The organism is Pseudomonas sp. BN607, assembly GCF_029871175.1.
In the GTDB taxonomy this organism is placed as follows: domain Bacteria; phylum Pseudomonadota; class Gammaproteobacteria; order Pseudomonadales; family Pseudomonadaceae; genus Aquipseudomonas.
Genome location: NZ_SSOE01000033.1, coordinates 1 through 17,700 on the forward strand (window position 1 = coordinate 1; position 17,700 = coordinate 17,700).

Annotated in this window: 13 protein-coding genes and 1 tRNA gene; all 14 read left to right on the forward strand. The window is 57.5% G+C overall.

Features of this window, described 5'->3' with window-relative positions:
- A partial coding sequence (tuf, locus tag E8E68_RS09310) for an elongation factor Tu (protein WP_125924594.1) occupies positions 1–1,143 on the forward strand: 1,143 nt, incomplete at its 5' end.
- A gap of 54 nt (positions 1,144–1,197) precedes the next feature.
- Positions 1,198–1,273: transfer RNA gene (locus E8E68_RS09315), tRNA-Trp, on the forward strand.
- Between the two features lie 44 nt (positions 1,274–1,317).
- Entirely contained in the window at positions 1,318–1,686 is a 369-nt protein-coding gene (gene secE, locus E8E68_RS09320; RefSeq protein ID WP_003257081.1) for a preprotein translocase subunit SecE, read from the forward strand.
- Between the two features lie 9 nt (positions 1,687–1,695).
- Positions 1,696–2,229 carry a transcription termination/antitermination protein NusG gene (nusG, locus tag E8E68_RS09325; RefSeq protein WP_003255501.1) on the forward strand — a complete coding sequence of 178 codons (534 nt, stop codon included), beginning with the start codon at positions 1,696–1,698 and terminating at the stop codon, positions 2,227–2,229.
- 119 nt (positions 2,230–2,348) lie between these two features.
- A complete protein-coding gene (gene rplK, locus E8E68_RS09330) occupies positions 2,349–2,780 on the forward strand; it encodes a 50S ribosomal protein L11 (protein ID WP_003255500.1) in 432 nt (143 codons plus the stop codon).
- Entirely contained in the window at positions 2,780–3,475 is a 696-nt protein-coding gene (rplA, locus tag E8E68_RS09335; protein WP_003255499.1) for a 50S ribosomal protein L1, read from the forward strand. The genes rplK and rplA overlap by 1 nt, the downstream gene beginning before the upstream one ends.
- A 197-nt stretch (positions 3,476–3,672) precedes the next feature.
- On the forward strand, positions 3,673–4,173 hold the full coding sequence (gene rplJ / locus E8E68_RS09340) for a 50S ribosomal protein L10 (RefSeq protein ID WP_003255497.1): 501 nt from the start codon (positions 3,673–3,675) through the stop codon (positions 4,171–4,173).
- Between the two features lie 76 nt (positions 4,174–4,249).
- Positions 4,250–4,615 carry a 50S ribosomal protein L7/L12 gene (gene rplL / locus E8E68_RS09345; protein ID WP_003255496.1) on the forward strand — a complete coding sequence of 122 codons (366 nt, stop codon included), beginning with the start codon at positions 4,250–4,252 and terminating at the stop codon, positions 4,613–4,615.
- Between the two features lie 219 nt (positions 4,616–4,834).
- Positions 4,835–8,908 carry a DNA-directed RNA polymerase subunit beta gene (gene rpoB, locus E8E68_RS09350; protein ID WP_110745261.1) on the forward strand — a complete coding sequence of 1,358 codons (4,074 nt, stop codon included), beginning with the start codon at positions 4,835–4,837 and terminating at the stop codon, positions 8,906–8,908.
- Positions 8,909–8,972: 64 nt separating this feature from the next.
- Positions 8,973–13,172: a DNA-directed RNA polymerase subunit beta' gene (rpoC, locus tag E8E68_RS09355; RefSeq protein ID WP_110745260.1), complete on the forward strand. Its 4,200-nt coding sequence runs from the start codon at positions 8,973–8,975 to the stop codon at positions 13,170–13,172.
- 211 nt (positions 13,173–13,383) lie between these two features.
- Entirely contained in the window at positions 13,384–13,755 is a 372-nt protein-coding gene (rpsL, locus tag E8E68_RS09360; RefSeq protein ID WP_003255492.1) for a 30S ribosomal protein S12, read from the forward strand.
- A 106-nt stretch (positions 13,756–13,861) separates the two neighbouring features.
- Entirely contained in the window at positions 13,862–14,332 is a 471-nt protein-coding gene (gene rpsG / locus E8E68_RS09365) for a 30S ribosomal protein S7 (protein WP_003246741.1), read from the forward strand.
- A gap of 30 nt (positions 14,333–14,362) precedes the next feature.
- Entirely contained in the window at positions 14,363–16,507 is a 2,145-nt protein-coding gene (fusA, locus tag E8E68_RS09370) for an elongation factor G (RefSeq protein ID WP_110745259.1), read from the forward strand.
- Between the two features lie 27 nt (positions 16,508–16,534).
- A partial coding sequence (gene tuf, locus E8E68_RS09375) for an elongation factor Tu (protein WP_280340837.1) occupies positions 16,535–17,700 on the forward strand: 1,166 nt, incomplete at its 3' end.

Here is a 17,700-nt window from a genome sequence, read left to right on the forward strand (position 1 = left end):
ATCGGCCACGTTGACCACGGTAAGACCACTCTGACCGCAGCTCTGACTCGCGTTTGCTCCGAAGTTTTCGGTTCGGCAATCGTTGAGTTCGACAAGATCGACTCGGCTCCGGAAGAAAAAGCGCGCGGTATCACCATCAACACCGCTCACGTTGAGTACAACTCGACCATTCGTCACTACGCTCACGTTGACTGCCCAGGTCACGCTGACTACGTGAAGAACATGATCACCGGTGCTGCCCAGATGGACGGCGCGATCCTGGTTTGCTCGGCCGCCGATGGTCCGATGCCGCAAACCCGTGAGCACATCCTGCTGTCCCGTCAGGTAGGCGTTCCGTACATCGTGGTCTTCCTGAACAAGGCTGACCTGGTAGACGACGCTGAGCTGCTGGAACTGGTCGAGATGGAAGTTCGCGACCTGCTGTCCACCTATGACTTCCCAGGCGACGACACCCCGATCATCATCGGTTCGGCTCGTATGGCGCTGGAAGGCAAAGACGACAACGAAATGGGCACTACCGCTGTCAAGAAGCTGGTAGAGACTCTGGACAGCTACATTCCTGAGCCAGTTCGTGCCATCGACCAGCCGTTCCTGATGCCGATCGAAGACGTGTTCTCGATTTCGGGTCGTGGTACCGTTGTTACCGGTCGTATCGAGCGTGGTATCGTCCGCGTTCAGGATCCGCTGGAAATCGTTGGTCTACGTGACACTACCACCACCACCTGCACCGGTGTTGAGATGTTCCGCAAGCTGCTGGACGAAGGTCGTGCTGGCGAGAACTGCGGCGTTCTGCTGCGTGGTACCAAGCGTGACGACGTTGAGCGTGGCCAGGTTCTGGTCAAGCCAGGTTCGGTCAAGCCGCACACCAAGTTCACCGCAGAAGTCTACGTCCTGTCGAAGGAAGAAGGCGGCCGTCACACTCCGTTCTTCAAAGGCTACCGTCCACAGTTCTACTTCCGTACCACTGACGTGACCGGTAACTGCGAACTGCCGGAAGGCGTTGAAATGGTAATGCCAGGTGACAACATTCAGATGACTGTTACCCTGATCAAGACCATCGCAATGGAAGACGGTCTGCGCTTCGCTATCCGTGAAGGCGGTCGTACCGTCGGCGCTGGCGTCGTAGCAAAAATTATTGAATAAGTAGTTGATTTACTTGATCAGGCCGGTATAATGGCCGGCCTGATACAGCGTTACAGGTCAGTAGCTCAATTGGCAGAGCGACGGTCTCCAAAACCGTAGGTTGGGGGTTCGATTCCCTCCTGACCTGCCATTTCACCTCGGTGTGATGGCTTTCTTCTTACAGGATCCTCCTCGATGACCCCCAAAACTGAAGCCCAAGAATCGCGTTTTGATCTGTTCAAGTGGCTGGCTGTAGTGGCTTTGGTGGTTGTTGGTGTTGTGGGTAATCAATACTACTCCGCCTCCCCGATCCTGTATCGCGTTCTCGCACTTCTCGTCCTGGCTGCTGTCGCGGGCTTTGTAGCTCTGCAGACTGCGAAGGGCAAGTCGTTCTTTGCGTTGGCGAAGGAAGCTCGTACCGAGATTCGTAAAGTCGTGTGGCCGACCCGCCAGGAAACCACCCAGACCACGCTGATTGTTGTGGCTGTTGTGCTGGTTATGGCACTGCTGTTGTGGGGTCTTGATTCCCTGCTCGGCTGGGCGGTCTCCTTGATCGTTGGCTAAAGGTGTCCCGTGGCTAAGCGTTGGTATGTTGTGCATGCTTACTCGGGTTACGAGAAGCATGTAATGCGCTCCCTGATCGAGCGCGTCAAGCTGGCTGGCATGGAAGACGGTTTCGGCGAGATCTTGGTCCCGACCGAAGAAGTCGTCGAAATGCGCAATGGCCAGAAGCGCAAGAGTGAGCGTAAATTCTTCCCTGGCTATGTATTGGTCCAGATGGAGATGAACGAAGGGACTTGGCACTTGGTCAAGGATACCCCTCGTGTGATGGGCTTTATTGGTGGTACCGCAGACAAGCCTGCGCCGATCACTGATAAAGAAGCTGAGGCTATCCTGCGTCGCGTAGCAGACGGTAGCGATAAGCCGAAGCCGAAGACGCTGTTCGAGCCAGGTGAAGTGGTTCGAGTCATTGATGGTCCGTTCGCAGACTTCAATGGTAGTGTCGAAGAGGTTAACTACGAGAAAAGCCGTCTGCAGGTTGCAGTGCTTATTTTCGGTCGCTCTACTCCGGTGGAGCTCGAGTTCAGCCAGGTCGAAAAGGTCTAGGCGGACAACGCATCCCATACCCCGCAGCCCTGTGTGCTGCGGGGTTTTGTCGTCACTGGGATAAAACGCAAGTCATCCGGGGAGCCATCAGGCGTTCGTACCCGATTTTGGAGTAGCTCATGGCTAAGAAGATTCAGGCTTACATCAAGCTGCAAGTAAAGGCCGGCCAGGCCAACCCAAGCCCACCCGTTGGTCCAGCACTGGGTCAACATGGTGTGAACATCATGGAATTCTGCAAGGCCTTCAACGCCCGTACTCAGGGTCAAGAAGCCGGCCTGCCGACTCCTGTGATCATCACTGTCTACAGCGACCGTAGCTTCACCTTCGAGACCAAGAGCACCCCTGCCTCGGTTCTGCTGAAGAAAGCTGCTGGCCTGACCAGTGGTTCGGCTCGCCCGAACACCGTTAAAGTCGGTACCGTTACCCGTGCTCAGCTGGAAGACATCGCGAAAGCCAAACAGGCTGACCTGACTGCCGCTGACCTGGACGCTGCTGTACGCACCATCGCTGGCTCTGCCCGCAGCATGGGCCTGAACGTGGAGGGTGTGTAATGGCTAAGCTGACCAAACGCCAAAAGGCAATCGCCGAGAAAATCGAAGCAGGCAAGGCCTACAACTTCGAAGAAGCGGCAACCCTGCTGGCCTCGCTGCCTGCTGCCAAGTTCGTCGAGTCCTACGACATCGCCGTAAACCTCGGTGTTGACCCGCGTAAATCCGACCAGGTCGTACGTAGCGCTACTGTGCTGCCGCACGGCACTGGCAAGACCGTTCGCGTTGCCGTCTTCACCCAGGGTCCAGCTGCTGAAGCTGCTTTGGCTGCCGGCGCTGACCGTGTAGGTATGGACGATCTGGCTGCCGAAATGAAAGGCGGCGACCTGAACTATGACGTCGTCATCGCATCGCCTGATGCCATGCGCGTTGTGGGTCAGCTGGGTCAGGTTCTGGGTCCTCGCGGCCTGATGCCTAACCCGAAAGTTGGTACCGTGACTCCAGACGTAGCCACTGCCGTGAAAAACGCCAAGGCTGGTCAGGTTCGCTACCGTACCGACAAGAACGGTATCATCCACACCTCCGTTGGCAAAATCGGCTTTGAAGCTGACAAGCTGAAGGAAAACGTTGAAGCCCTGATCGCTGACCTGAAGCGTATCAAGCCTGCTTCTTCGAAAGGTATCTACGTTAAGCGCGTTACCCTGAGCACCACCATGGGCCCAGGTCTGGTCATCGATCAGAGCTCGCTGAACGTGTAAGAACATGGTGGCGCGACCTGTCGCGCCACCAGCAAAAATTGGGGTCCCTGCCTGGCGGGGGCTATCCAAGACCGTAGGCGGCGCAAGCCTTAAAACACCAGCCCACGCAGATGGTGCTCCCGATTCGTTACCGAATCAGACACCAAAACGACATCCGGCTTCGGCCAGATGAAACGGTAAAAACCAGGAGTAAACCCGTGGCAATTAAACTCGAAGACAAGAAGGCCATCGTCGCTGAAGTCAACGAGGCTGCCAAAGTCGCTCTGTCCGCTGTTGTGGCTGATGCCCGTGGCGTGACTGTAAGCGCAATGACCGGACTCCGTAAAGAGGCCCGCGAAGCTGGCGTTTACGTACGTGTAGTGCGTAACACCCTGCTCAAGCGCGCTGTTGAAGGCACCGAATTCTCGATCCTCAACGACGCGTTCAAAGGCCCGACCCTGATTGCTTTCTCCAACGAACACCCGGGCGCTGCTGCTCGTCTGTTCAAAGAGTTCGCCAAGGGTCAGGACAAGTTCGAGATCAAGGCAGCTGCGTTTGACGGCAATTTCATTGCAGCGAACCAGATCGACGTGTTGGCTACCCTGCCGACCCGCGACGAAGCTATTGCACGACTGATGAGCGTTATCCAAGGCGCCACCAGCAAGCTGGCTCGTACTCTGGCAGCCATTCGCGACCAGAAAGAAGCTACCGCCGCCTAAGGCGTGCGAACTCTTTCAAAATCATACGTTTAATTTGATGGCTGCGTAGGCTGTCACCCCAATACAGGATTGAGTCATGTCTCTGACTAACGAACAAATCATCGAAGCAATCGGCCAGAAAACCGTTCTGGAAGTTGTTGAGCTGATCAAAGCAATGGAAGAAACCTTCGGCGTTACCGCTGCTGTTGCCGCTGCTGGCCCAGCTGCTGCTGCTGCCGTTGTTGAAGAGCAGACCGAGTTCAACGTTGTTCTGGTTGAAGCCGGCGACAAGAAAGTGAACGTGATCAAGGCCGTTCGCGAGCTGACCGGTCTGGGCCTGAAAGAAGCCAAAGAGAAAGTCGATGGCGCTCCTCAGGTTGTAGCTGAAGGCGTTTCGAAAGAAGCCGCTGAAGACGCTAAGAAGAAGCTGGAAGAAGCAGGCGCTAAAGTCGAGCTGAAGTAATCTCGACTTTGCGATGCCAGCCTGAGCGTTGAGCAAAAGGCTGATGGCTGGTGGCTTATGCCACCGGCCTTTTTCCGTTATTGGTGGCTGGTCGTACCGGCCCCGATAACACGCTGCAAGACACCCATGTGGGTGCGCAAACCAAGGGGTTTGCACGATTTTCTGGCTGCTCCCGCCGGGAGAAGCCAAACAAGCAGGTGACCAAGCTGGGGAACGCTGATGGCTTACTCATACACTGAGAAAAAACGTATCCGCAAGGACTTTAGCAAGTTGCCGGACGTCATGGATGTGCCATACCTTCTGGCCATCCAGCTGGATTCGTATCGCGAATTCCTGCAAGCGGGAGCATCCAAGGATCAGTTCCGCGACGTCGGCCTGCACGCGGCCTTCAAATCGGTATTCCCGATCATCAGCTACTCCGGCAATGCTGCCCTGGAGTACGTAGGCTATCGCCTGGGCGAACCCGCCTTCGATGTGAAGGAATGTGTCCTGCGTGGCGTGACCTTCGCGGTCCCACTGCGGGTCAAGGTGCGCCTGATCATCTTCGACAAGGAATCGTCGAACAAAGCGATCAAGGACATCAAAGAGCAAGAAGTCTACATGGGTGAAATCCCCCTGATGACTGAGAACGGTACCTTCGTTATCAATGGTACCGAGCGTGTGATCGTTTCCCAGCTGCACCGTTCGCCTGGTGTGTTCTTCGACCACGACCGTGGCAAGACTCACAGCTCCGGCAAGCTGCTGTACTCCGCTCGCATCATCCCTTACCGCGGTTCCTGGCTGGACTTCGAGTTCGACCCGAAGGACTGCGTGTTCGTGCGTATCGACCGTCGCCGCAAACTGCCGGCCTCGGTGCTGCTGCGCGCCCTGGGTTACAGCACAGAAGAAGTGCTGAATACCTTCTACACCACCAACGTCTTCCACATTTCCGGCGAAAAGCTCAGCCTGGAACTGGTGCCGCAGCGTCTGCGTGGTGAAGTCGCGGTCATGGACATCCATGACGAAACCGGCAAAGTCATCGTTGAGCAAGGCCGCCGTATCACTGCGCGCCACATCAACCAGCTGGAGAAGGCTGGCGTCAAGCAGCTGGACGTTCCTATGGAATACGTCCTTGGCCGCACCACTGCCAAGGCTATTGTGCATCCGGCTACCGGCGAGATTCTCGCCGAGTGCAACACCGAGATGACTACCGAACTGCTGATCAAGGTCGCCAAGGCACAGGTTGTCCGCATCGAGACCCTGTACACCAACGACATCGATTGCGGTCCGTTCATCTCCGACACGCTGAAGATCGACACCACCAGCAACCAGCTGGAAGCCTTGGTCGAGATCTATCGCATGATGCGTCCAGGCGAGCCGCCAACCAAGGATGCTGCCGAGACCCTGTTCAACAACCTGTTCTTCAGCGCCGAGCGTTACGACCTGTCCGCCGTTGGCCGCATGAAGTTCAACCGTCGTATCGGTCGTACCGAGATCGAAGGTTCGGGCGTTCTGAGCAAGGAAGACATCGTCGAGGTTCTGAAGACCCTGGTCGATATCCGTAACGGCAAAGGCATCGTCGACGACATCGACCACCTCGGTAACCGTCGCGTTCGTTGCGTCGGCGAGATGGCCGAGAACCAGTTCCGTGTTGGCCTGGTGCGTGTTGAGCGCGCGGTCAAGGAACGTCTGTCGATGGCGGAAAGCGAAGGCCTGATGCCGCAAGACCTGATCAACGCCAAGCCGGTAGCGGCCGCGGTGAAGGAGTTCTTCGGTTCCAGCCAGCTGTCCCAGTTCATGGACCAAAACAACCCGCTCTCCGAGATTACCCACAAGCGCCGCGTCTCTGCACTCGGCCCTGGCGGTCTGACCCGTGAGCGTGCTGGCTTCGAAGTCCGTGACGTACACCCGACCCACTACGGTCGCGTGTGCCCGATCGAGACCCCTGAAGGTCCGAACATCGGTCTGATCAACTCCCTGGCAGCCTATGCCCGCACCAACCAGTACGGCTTCCTGGAAAGCCCGTACCGCGTGGTGAAGGAAGGCGTTGTCAGCGACGATATCGTGTTCCTGTCGGCTATCGAAGAAGCGGATCACGTCATCGCCCAGGCTTCGGCCGCGATGAACGAGAAGAAGCAGCTGATCGATGAGCTGGTAGCTGTTCGTCACTTGAACGAATTCACCGTCAAGGCGCCGGAAGACGTCACCCTGATGGACGTTTCGCCGAAGCAGGTTGTTTCTGTTGCTGCTTCGCTGATTCCGTTCCTCGAGCACGACGACGCCAACCGTGCGTTGATGGGTTCGAACATGCAGCGTCAGGCTGTACCAACCCTGCGTGCCGACAAGCCGCTGGTAGGTACCGGCATGGAGCGCAACGTTGCCCGTGACTCCGGTGTCTGCGTGGTAGCTCGCCGCGGTGGTGTGATCGACTCGGTCGACGCCAGCCGTATCGTCGTTCGCGTCAATGACGACGAAGTCGAGACCGGTGAAGCAGGTGTAGATATCTACAACCTGACCAAGTACACCCGTTCGAACCAGAACACCTGCATCAACCAGCGTCCGCTGGTGAGCAAAGGTGACAAGGTTCAGCGCAGCGACATCATGGCTGACGGTCCGTCCACCGACATGGGTGAGCTGGCTCTGGGTCAGAACATGCGCATCGCGTTCATGGCGTGGAACGGCTTCAACTTTGAAGACTCCATCTGCCTGTCTGAGCGTGTGGTTCAGGAAGACCGCTTCACCACCATCCACATCCAGGAACTTACCTGTGTGGCGCGTGACACCAAGCTCGGCCCAGAGGAAATCACTGCGGACATCCCGAACGTGGGTGAGGCTGCACTGAACAAGCTGGACGAAGCCGGTATCGTCTATGTAGGTGCTGAAGTAGGCGCTGGCGACATCCTGGTGGGTAAAGTGACGCCTAAAGGCGAAACCCAGCTCACTCCGGAAGAAAAACTGCTGCGCGCGATCTTCGGCGAGAAGGCCAGCGACGTTAAGGACACCTCCCTGCGTGTGCCAACCGGCACCAAGGGTACCGTCATCGACGTACAGGTCTTCACCCGTGACGGCGTTGAGCGCGACAGCCGCGCACTGGCCATCGAGAAGATGCAGCTGGACGAGATCCGCAAGGACCTCAACGAAGAGTTCCGCATCGTCGAAGGTGCAACCTTCGAGCGTCTGCGTTCTGCCCTGAACGGCCAAGTGGTCGACGGTGGTGCGGGCCTGAAGAAAGGCACCGTGATCACTGACGAAGTGCTGGACGGTCTGGAGCACGGCCAGTGGTTCAAACTGCGCATGGCTGAAGATGCACTGAACGAGCAGCTGGAAAAGGCTCAGCAGTACATCGTCGACCGTCGCCGTCTGCTGGACGACAAGTTCGAAGACAAGAAGCGCAAGCTGCAGCAGGGCGATGACCTGGCGCCGGGCGTACTGAAGATCGTCAAGGTATACCTGGCAATCCGCCGTCGCATCCAGCCGGGTGACAAGATGGCCGGCCGTCACGGTAACAAGGGTGTTGTCTCGGTCATCATGCCGGTTGAAGACATGCCGCACGATGCCAACGGTACTCCGGTCGACGTCGTCTTGAACCCGCTGGGCGTACCTTCGCGTATGAACGTTGGTCAGATCCTCGAAACCCACCTGGGCCTGGCGGCCAAGGGCCTGGGCGAGAAGATCGACCGCATGCTCGAAGAGCAGCGTAAAGCTGCTGAGCTTCGCGTGTTCCTGACCGAGGTCTACAACGAGATCGGCGGTCGTCAGGAAAACCTCGAAGAGTTCACCGACGCAGAGATCTTGGCTCTGGCCCACAACCTGAAGAAAGGCGTGCCGATGGCTACTCCGGTCTTCGATGGTGCCAAAGAGCGCGAGATCAAGGCCATGCTGAAACTGGCAGACCTGCCAGAAAGCGGCCAGATGGTGCTGTTCGATGGCCGTACCGGCAACAAGTTCGAGCGTCCTGTGACCGTTGGTTACATGTACATGCTCAAGCTGAACCACTTGGTGGACGACAAGATGCACGCGCGTTCCACTGGTTCCTACAGCCTGGTTACCCAGCAGCCGCTGGGTGGTAAGGCGCAGTTCGGTGGTCAGCGTTTCGGGGAGATGGAAGTGTGGGCGCTGGAAGCATACGGCGCGGCATACACCCTGCAAGAAATGCTCACAGTGAAGTCGGACGACGTGAACGGCCGTACCAAGATGTACAAGAACATCGTGGATGGCGATCACCGTATGGAGCCGGGCATGCCCGAGTCCTTCAACGTGTTGATCAAAGAGATTCGTTCGCTCGGTATCGATATCGATCTGGAAACCGAATAACACGTGACGCGAAGGGGAGTGGGGCAGGTTATGCCCGCTCCCTGCTCCGCCAGGAGGAAAGGCCTTGAAAGACCTACTGAATTTGCTGAAAAACCAGGGTCAAGTCGAAGAGTTCGACGCCATCCGCATCGGTCTGGCGTCGCCTGAAATGATCCGTTCGTGGTCGTTCGGTGAAGTTAAGAAGCCGGAAACCATCAACTACCGTACGTTCAAGCCTGAGCGTGACGGCCTGTTCTGCGCCAAGATCTTTGGCCCAGTCAAGGACTACGAGTGCCTGTGCGGCAAGTACAAGCGCCTCAAGCACCGCGGCGTAATCTGCGAGAAGTGCGGCGTTGAAGTTGCCCTGGCCAAGGTTCGTCGTGAGCGCATGGCGCACATCGAACTGGCCTCGCCGGTTGCCCACATCTGGTTCCTGAAGTCGCTGCCGTCCCGTATCGGCCTGCTGATGGACATGACCCTGCGTGATATCGAGCGCGTGCTCTATTTCGAGAGCTATGTCGTTATCGACCCGGGCATGACTACCCTGGAAAAGGGCCAGCTGCTGAACGACGAGCAGTACTTCGAAGCGCTGGAAGAGTTCGGTGACGACTTTGACGCCCGCATGGGTGCCGAGGCTGTCCGCGAGCTGCTGCACGCTATCGACCTGGAGCACGAGATCGGCCGCCTGCGCGAAGAAATTCCGCAGACCAACTCGGAAACCAAGATCAAGAAGCTGTCCAAGCGCCTGAAGCTGATGGAAGCTTTCCAGGGCTCGGGCAACCTGCCAGAGTGGATGGTCCTGACCGTCCTGCCAGTACTGCCGCCGGACCTGCGTCCGCTGGTGCCGCTGGATGGTGGCCGCTTCGCGACCTCCGACCTGAACGACCTGTATCGTCGGGTGATCAACCGTAACAACCGTCTGAAGCGCCTGCTGGATCTGTCGGCGCCGGACATCATCGTGCGCAACGAAAAGCGCATGCTGCAGGAAGCGGTTGACGCCCTGCTGGACAACGGCCGTCGCGGTCGCGCCATCACTGGCTCGAACAAGCGTCCGCTGAAGTCCTTGGCCGACATGATCAAAGGTAAGCAAGGTCGCTTCCGTCAGAACTTGCTCGGTAAGCGTGTGGACTACTCCGGCCGTTCGGTAATTACCGTAGGTCCGACCCTGCGTCTGCACCAGTGCGGTCTGCCGAAGAAGATGGCCCTCGAGCTGTTCAAGCCGTTCATTTTCGGCAAGCTGGAAATGCGTGGTCTGGCGACCACCATCAAGGCTGCCAAGAAGATGGTCGAGCGTGAGCTGCCAGAGGTGTGGGACGTTCTCGCCGAAGTGATTCGCGAACACCCCGTGCTGCTCAACCGTGCACCGACCTTGCACCGTCTGGGTATCCAGGCCTTTGAACCGGTACTGATCGAAGGTAAGGCTATCCAGCTGCACCCGCTGGTCTGCGCCGCGTACAACGCCGACTTCGACGGTGACCAGATGGCGGTCCACGTGCCTCTGACCCTGGAAGCCCAGCTCGAAGCACGTGCGCTGATGATGTCGACCAACAACATCCTGTCGCCAGCCAACGGTGAGCCAATCATCGTTCCGTCGCAGGACGTTGTACTGGGTCTGTACTACATGACCCGTGAAGCCATCAACGCCAAGGGCGAGGGTCGCGTGTTCGCCGACCTGCAGGAAGTCGACCGCGTATTCCGCGCCGGCGAAGCTGCCCTGCACGCAAAAATCAAGGTTCGTATCAACGAAACCGTGAAAGAGCGTGATGGTTCGGTGGTCAAGAATACCCGCATCGTCGACACCACTGTCGGCCGTGCGTTGCTGTTCCAGGTTGTACCGGCAGGCCTGCCGTACGACGTGGTCAACCAGCCAATGAAGAAAAAGGCGATCTCCAAGCTGATCAACCAGTGCTATCGCGTGGTTGGTCTGAAAGAGACCGTTATCTTCGCTGACCAGCTGATGTACACCGGTTTCGCTTACTCGACCATTTCCGGCGTTTCCATCGGTGTTAACGACTTCGTTATCCCGGACGAGAAAGCTCGCATCATCGGTAACGCTACCGACGAAGTGAAGGAGATCGAGAGCCAGTACGCCTCCGGCCTGGTAACCCAGGGCGAGAAGTACAACAAGGTCATCGACTTGTGGTCGAAGGCGAACGACGAAGTGTCCAAGGCGATGATGGCCAACCTCTCGAAAGAGAAGGTCATCGACCGCGAAGGCAAGGAAGTCGAGCAAGAGTCCTTCAACTCGATGTACATGATGGCTGACTCGGGTGCGCGGGGTTCCGCAGCCCAGATCCGTCAGCTGGCCGGTATGCGTGGTCTGATGGCCAAGCCGGACGGCTCCATCATCGAGACGCCTATCACTGCGAACTTCCGTGAGGGTCTGAGCGTACTCCAGTACTTCATCTCGACTCACGGTGCTCGTAAGGGTCTGGCGGATACCGCACTGAAGACCGCTAACTCCGGTTACCTCACTCGTCGTCTGGTAGACGTTGCCCAGGATCTGGTAGTAACCGAGATCGACTGCGGCACCGACCAGGGCCTGCTGATGACGCCGCACATTGAAGGCGGTGATGTTGTAGAGCCGCTGGGTGAGCGTGTACTGGGCCGTGTCATTGCCCGTGACGTGTTCAAGCCAGGCACCGAGGACGTCATCGTTCCGGCCGGTACCCTGGTTGATGAGCAGTGGGTCGAGTTCATCGAGCTGAACAGCATCGATGAAGTTGTCGTGCGTTCGCCGATCAACTGCGAAACCCGCTACGGCATCTGCGCCAAGTGCTACGGTCGCGACCTGGCTCGTGGTCACCAGGTGAACATCGGTGAAGCTGTCGGCGTTATCGCTGCTCAGTCGATCGGTGAGCCGGGTACCCAGCTGACCATGCGTACGTTCCACATCGGTGGTGCTGCAAGCCGTACTTCGGCTGCGGACAGCGTCCAGGTCAAGAACGGCGGTATGGTGCGCCTGCACAACCTCAAGCAGGTTGAGCGTGCCGACGGTAACCTGGTTGCCGTGTCGCGTTCCGGTGAGTTGGCCATCGCCGACGAATTCGGTCGTGAGCGTGAGCGCTACAAGCTGCCTTACGGTGCGGTGATTTCGGTCAAGGAAGGTGAAAAGGTCGAAGCTGGCGCCATCGTCGCCAAGTGGGACCCGCACACCCACCCGATCGTTACCGAACTGAAAGGTACCGTGACCTTCGTGGGCATGGAAGAAAACATCACCATCAAGCGTCAGACCGATGAGCTCACCGGCTTGACCAACATTGAAGTACTGGACGTCAAGGATCGCCCTGCCGCAGGCAAGGAAATCCGTCCGGCCATCAAGATGGTCGATGCTGCTGGCAAGGATCTGTACCTGCCAGGTACCGACGTACCTGCCCAGTACTTCCTGCCGGCCAACGCCCTCGTTGGTGTTGCCGACGGTGCGCAGATCGGTGTTGGTGATGTTATTGCGCGTATCCCGCAAGAAACGTCGAAGACCCGTGACATCACCGGTGGTCTGCCGCGCGTTGCCGACTTGTTCGAAGCGCGTCGTCCGAAAGAAGCCTCGATTCTGGCTGAAGTCAGCGGCACCATCGCATTTGGTAAAGAGACCAAGGGCAAGCGTCGCCTGGTCATCACTCCGACCGACGGTAGCGATCCGTACGAAGAGCTGATTCCGAAGTGGCGCCACCTGAACGTCTTCGAAGGTGAACAGGTAAACCGCGGTGAAGTAATCTCCGACGGTCCGAGCGATCCGCACGATATCCTGCGTCTGCTGGGTGTTAGTGCGCTGGCGAAGTACATCGTCAACGAGATTCAGGACGTTTACCGTCTGCAAGGCGTGAAGATCAACGACAAGCATATCGAGACCATCCTGCGTCAGATGCTGCGCAAGGTCGAGATCTCCGAGTCGGGCGATTCCAGCTTCATCAAGGGCGACCAGATGGAACTGACCCAGGTACTGGTAGAGAACGAGCGTCTCGCCGGCGAGGACAAGTTCATCTCCAAGTTCACCCGCGTGCTGCTGGGTATCACCAAGGCGTCGCTGTCGACCGAGTCGTTCATCTCCGCGGCTTCCTTCCAGGAAACCACCCGCGTACTGACCGAGGCGGCGGTAACCGGCAAGCGCGACTACCTGCGCGGCCTGAAAGAGAACGTGGTCGTGGGTCGTCTGATCCCGGCTGGTACCGGTCTGGCTTACCACAGCGAGCGCAAGCGTCGCCGTGATGCCGACAAACCGCTGCGTGTGAGCGCCAGTGAGGTGGAAGCCGCACTGACCGAAGCACTGAATTCCAGCGGTAACTAAGTACAGGGCAGGGCCCCGGCAAGCCTCGAACGGGCATCGGCGACATGAAATGTTGCCGATGATCGGGCGGGGAGGGCCGGGGCCTCGTCTTGACTGGGTGCAAGATCCTCTTTAGACTTTTGTACCCTTAAATTTGGTGAGGCTCCGTCTCGCCAATTTTTGGCTTTCTTGCAAGACAATAGAGTCGCAAGACAATCAGTGGAGCTAGTAGATGGCAACTATCAACCAGCTGGTACGTCAGCCGCGTAAGCGTTCGGTCGAGAAGTCCGACGTTCCTGCGCTGCAGAACTGCCCGCAACGTCGTGGCGTGTGCACCCGTGTGTACACCACCACGCCGAAAAAACCTAACTCGGCACTGCGTAAAGTATGCCGTGTGCGTCTGACCAACGGTTTCGAGGTTTCCTCGTACATCGGTGGTGAAGGCCACAACCTGCAAGAGCACAGCGTCGTCCTGATTCGTGGCGGCCGTGTAAAAGACTTGCCAGGTGTTCGTTACCACACCGTTCGCGGCTCTCTGGATACTTCGGGCGTTAAAGGCCGTAACCAGGGTCGTTCGAAATACGGTACCAAGCGTCCGAAGTAATCGGCCGTTTGCAGACATCCATTTTTTTGAGTCGATAAGAGTAAGGTCGGGCAGGGGTCGAAGACCCACGTCCCGGGCTAACCTGAAGACCGTTTGAGGGCTTATCATGCCAAGACGTCGTGTAGCAGCAAAACGTGAGATCCTTGACGATCCGAAGTACGGATCCCAGATCCTCGCCAAGTTCATGAACCACGTGATGGAAAGCGGCAAGAAGGCCGTAGCCGAGCGCATCGTTTACGGTGCTCTGGATACCGTCAAAGCACGCAAGAACAGCGACCCCCTGGAAATCTTCGAGAAAGCTCTCGACGCCATCGCTCCGCTGGTCGAAGTAAAGTCCCGCCGTGTCGGCGGTGCCACTTACCAGGTTCCGGTTGAAGTTCGTCCATCCCGTCGTAACGCTCTGGCAATGCGCTGGCTCGTAGACTACGCCCGCAAGCGCGGCGAGAAGTCGATGGCTCTGCGCCTGGCCGGCGAGCTGCTGGATGCTGCCGAAGGCAAGGGTGCTGCAGTCAAGAAGCGTGAAGACGTTCACCGTATGGCTGAAGCCAACAAAGCGTTCTCGCACTACCGCTTCTAATTCAAGCATCAATCATTTTGCGAGGGCTTTATGGCTCGTACTACAGCAATTAACCGCTACCGTAACATCGGTATCTGTGCCCACGTTGACGCGGGCAAGACTACCACTACCGAGCGGATCCTGTTCTACACAGGTCTGAGCCACAAGATGGGCGAGGTGCATGACGGCGCCGCGACCACCGACTGGATGGTGCAGGAGCAGGAGCGCGGTATCACCATTACCTCCGCTGCCGTTACCACCTTCTGGAAAGGTTCGGTTGGTCAGTATGACAACTACCGTGTAAACGTCATCGATACCCCCGGCCACGTTGACTTCACCATTGAAGTAGAGCGTTCGCTGCGCGTACTCGACGGCGCGGTCGTTGTGTTCTGCGGTACCTCCGGCGTTGAGCCTCAGTCCGAAACCGTATGGCGTCAAGCCAACAAGTACGGCGTTCCACGTGTTGTTTACGTGAACAAGATGGACCGTGCCGGTGCAAACTTCCTGCGCGTCGTAGGTCAGATCAAGAACCGTCTGGGTCACACCCCAGTGCCGGTTCAGCTGGCCATCGGTTCGGAAGATAACTTCCAGGGTCAGGTCGACCTGATCAAGATGAAGGCTATCTACTGGAACGAAGACGACAAAGGCACCACCTACCGCGAGGAAGAGATTCCTGCGGACATGCTCGAGCTGGCCGAAGAATGGCGCGCGAACATGGTGGAAGCTGCTGCCGAAGCCAACGAAGAACTGATGAACAAGTACCTTGAAGAAGGTGAGCTGACCGTCGAAGAGATCAAGGCAGGCCTGCGTGCGCGCACCCTGGCCAGTGAGATCGTTCCGGCTGTCTGCGGTTCGTCGTTCAAGAACAAGGGCGTTCCCCTGGTTCTCGACGCTGTCATCGACTACCTGCCTGCTCCGACCGAGATTCCTGCCATTCAGGGTATCAACCCGGATGACAAGGAGCTGGACAAAGAAGATCCGGCTGTTCGTAAGGACGAGCGTCACGCAGACGACAACGAGCCGTTCTCGGCTCTGGCGTTCAAGATCGCGACCGACCCGTTCGTAGGTACTCTGACCTTCGTTCGCGTCTACTCGGGTGTTCTGAAGTCCGGTGACTCGGTAATCAACTCGGTCAAGGGCAAGAAAGAGCGCGTTGGTCGTATGGTGCAGATGCACGCCAACCAGCGTGAAGAGATCAAGGAAGTGCTCGCTGGCGACATCGCAGCGCTGATCGGCATGAAAGATGTGACCACCGGCGAAACCCTGTGCGACATCGATAAGCCAATCATCCTTGAGCGTATGGACTTCCCTGAGCCGGTGATTTCGCTCTCCGTTGAGCCGAAAACCAAGGCTGACCAGGAGAAGATGGGAATCGCTCTGGGCAAGCTGGCCCAGGAAGACCCGTCGTTCCGCGTCAAGACCGACGAAGAAACCGGCCAGACCATCATCTCCGGTATGGGTGAGCTGCACCTGGACATCCTCGTTGACCGCATGAAGCGCGAGTTCAACGTCGAAGCCAACATCGGCAAGCCGCAGGTTTCGTACCGCGAGAAAATCACCAAGTCCGGCGTTGAGATCGAAGGCAAATTCGTTCGTCAGTCGGGTGGTCGTGGTCAGTTCGGTCACTGCTGGATCCGTTTCTCGGAGCCAGATCAGGACGACAAGGGCAACATCACCGAAGGTCTGGTGTTCTCCAACGAAGTCGTTGGTGGCGTGATTCCTAAGGAATTCATCGCTCCGATCCAGAAGGGTATCGAAGAACAGATGAAAAACGGCGTTGTTGCCGGTTATCCTCTGATCGGCCTGAAGGCCACGGTATTCGACGGTTCGTACCACGACGTCGACTCCAACGAAATGGCGTTCAAAATCGCCGCTTCGATGGCAACCAAGCAGCTGGCCCAGAAGGGCGGCGGCGTGGTTCTCGAGCCGATCATGAAGGTCGAAGTTGTAACCCCGGAAGACTACCTGGGTGACGTGATGGGTGACCTGAACCGTCGTCGTGGTCTGGTCCAAGGTATGGATGAGTCGGTCTCTGGCCGCGTCGTCCGCGCCGAAGTACCGCTCGGAGAGATGTTCGGTTACGCAACCGACGTTCGTTCCATGTCTCAGGGTCGCGCAAGCTACTCCATGGAATTCTCCAAATACGCCGAGGCTCCGTCGAACATCGTCGAAGCGCTCATTAAAAAACAAGGCTAATCCCCTTTAGGCAAGAGGTTCACTGTCGTGGCTAAAGAAAAATTTGATCGTTCCCTTCCCCACGTTAACGTCGGCACCATCGGCCACGTTGACCACGGTAAGACCACTCTGACCGCAGCTCTGACTCGCGTTTGCTCCGAAGTTTTCGGTTCGGCAATCGTTGAGTTCGACAAGATCGACTCGGCTCCGGAAGAAAAAGCGCGCGGTATCACCATCAACACCGCTCACGTTGAGTACAACTCGACCATTCGTCACTACGCTCACGTTGACTGCCCAGGTCACGCTGACTACGTGAAGAACATGATCACCGGTGCTGCCCAGATGGACGGCGCGATCCTGGTTTGCTCGGCCGCCGATGGTCCGATGCCGCAAACCCGTGAGCACATCCTGCTGTCCCGTCAGGTAGGCGTTCCGTACATCGTGGTCTTCCTGAACAAGGCTGACCTGGTAGACGACGCTGAGCTGCTGGAACTGGTCGAGATGGAAGTTCGCGACCTGCTGTCCACCTATGACTTCCCAGGCGACGACACCCCGATCATCATCGGTTCGGCTCGTATGGCGCTGGAAGGCAAAGACGACAACGAAATGGGCACTACCGCTGTCAAGAAGCTGGTAGAGACTCTGGACAGCTACATTCCTGAGCCAGTTCGTGCCATCGACCAGCCGTTCCTGATGCCGATCGAAGACGTGTTCTCGATTTCGGGTCGTGGTACCGTTGTTACCGGTCGTATCGAGCGTGGTATCGTCCGCGTTCAGGATCCGCTGGAAATCGTTGGTCTACGTGACACTACCACCACCACCTGCACCGGTGTTGAGATGTTCCGCAAGCTGCTGGACGAAGGTCGTGCTGGCGAGAACTGCGGCGTTCTGCTGCGTGGTACCAAGCGTGACGACGTTGAGCGTGGCCAGGTTCTGGTCAAGCCAGGTTCGGTCAAGCCGCACACCAAGTTCACCGCAGAAGTCTACGTCCTGTCGAAGGAAGAAGGCGGCCGTCACACTCCGTTCTTCAAAGGCTACCGTCCACAGTTCTACTTCCGTACCACTGACGTGACCGGTAACTGCGAACTGCCGGAAGGCGTTGAAATGGTAATGCCAGGTGACAACATTCAGATGACTGTTACCCTGATCAAGACCATCGCAATGGAAGACGGTCTGCGCTTCGCTATCCGTGAAGGCGGTCGTACCGTCGGCGC

Coding starts and splice junctions, on each gene's coding strand:
- rpsG (WP_003246741.1), top strand. CDS start 13,862: ATGCCAAGACGTCGTGTAGCAGCAAAACGTGAGATCCTTGACGATCCG.
- fusA (WP_110745259.1), top strand. CDS start 14,363: ATGGCTCGTACTACAGCAATTAACCGCTACCGTAACATCGGTATCTGT.
- rplA (WP_003255499.1), top strand. CDS start 2,780: ATGGCTAAGCTGACCAAACGCCAAAAGGCAATCGCCGAGAAAATCGAA.
- rplK (WP_003255500.1), top strand. CDS start 2,349: ATGGCTAAGAAGATTCAGGCTTACATCAAGCTGCAAGTAAAGGCCGGC.
- rpoB (WP_110745261.1), top strand. CDS start 4,835: ATGGCTTACTCATACACTGAGAAAAAACGTATCCGCAAGGACTTTAGC.
- rpsL (WP_003255492.1), top strand. CDS start 13,384: ATGGCAACTATCAACCAGCTGGTACGTCAGCCGCGTAAGCGTTCGGTC.
- secE (WP_003257081.1), top strand. CDS start 1,318: ATGACCCCCAAAACTGAAGCCCAAGAATCGCGTTTTGATCTGTTCAAG.
- rplL (WP_003255496.1), top strand. CDS start 4,250: ATGTCTCTGACTAACGAACAAATCATCGAAGCAATCGGCCAGAAAACC.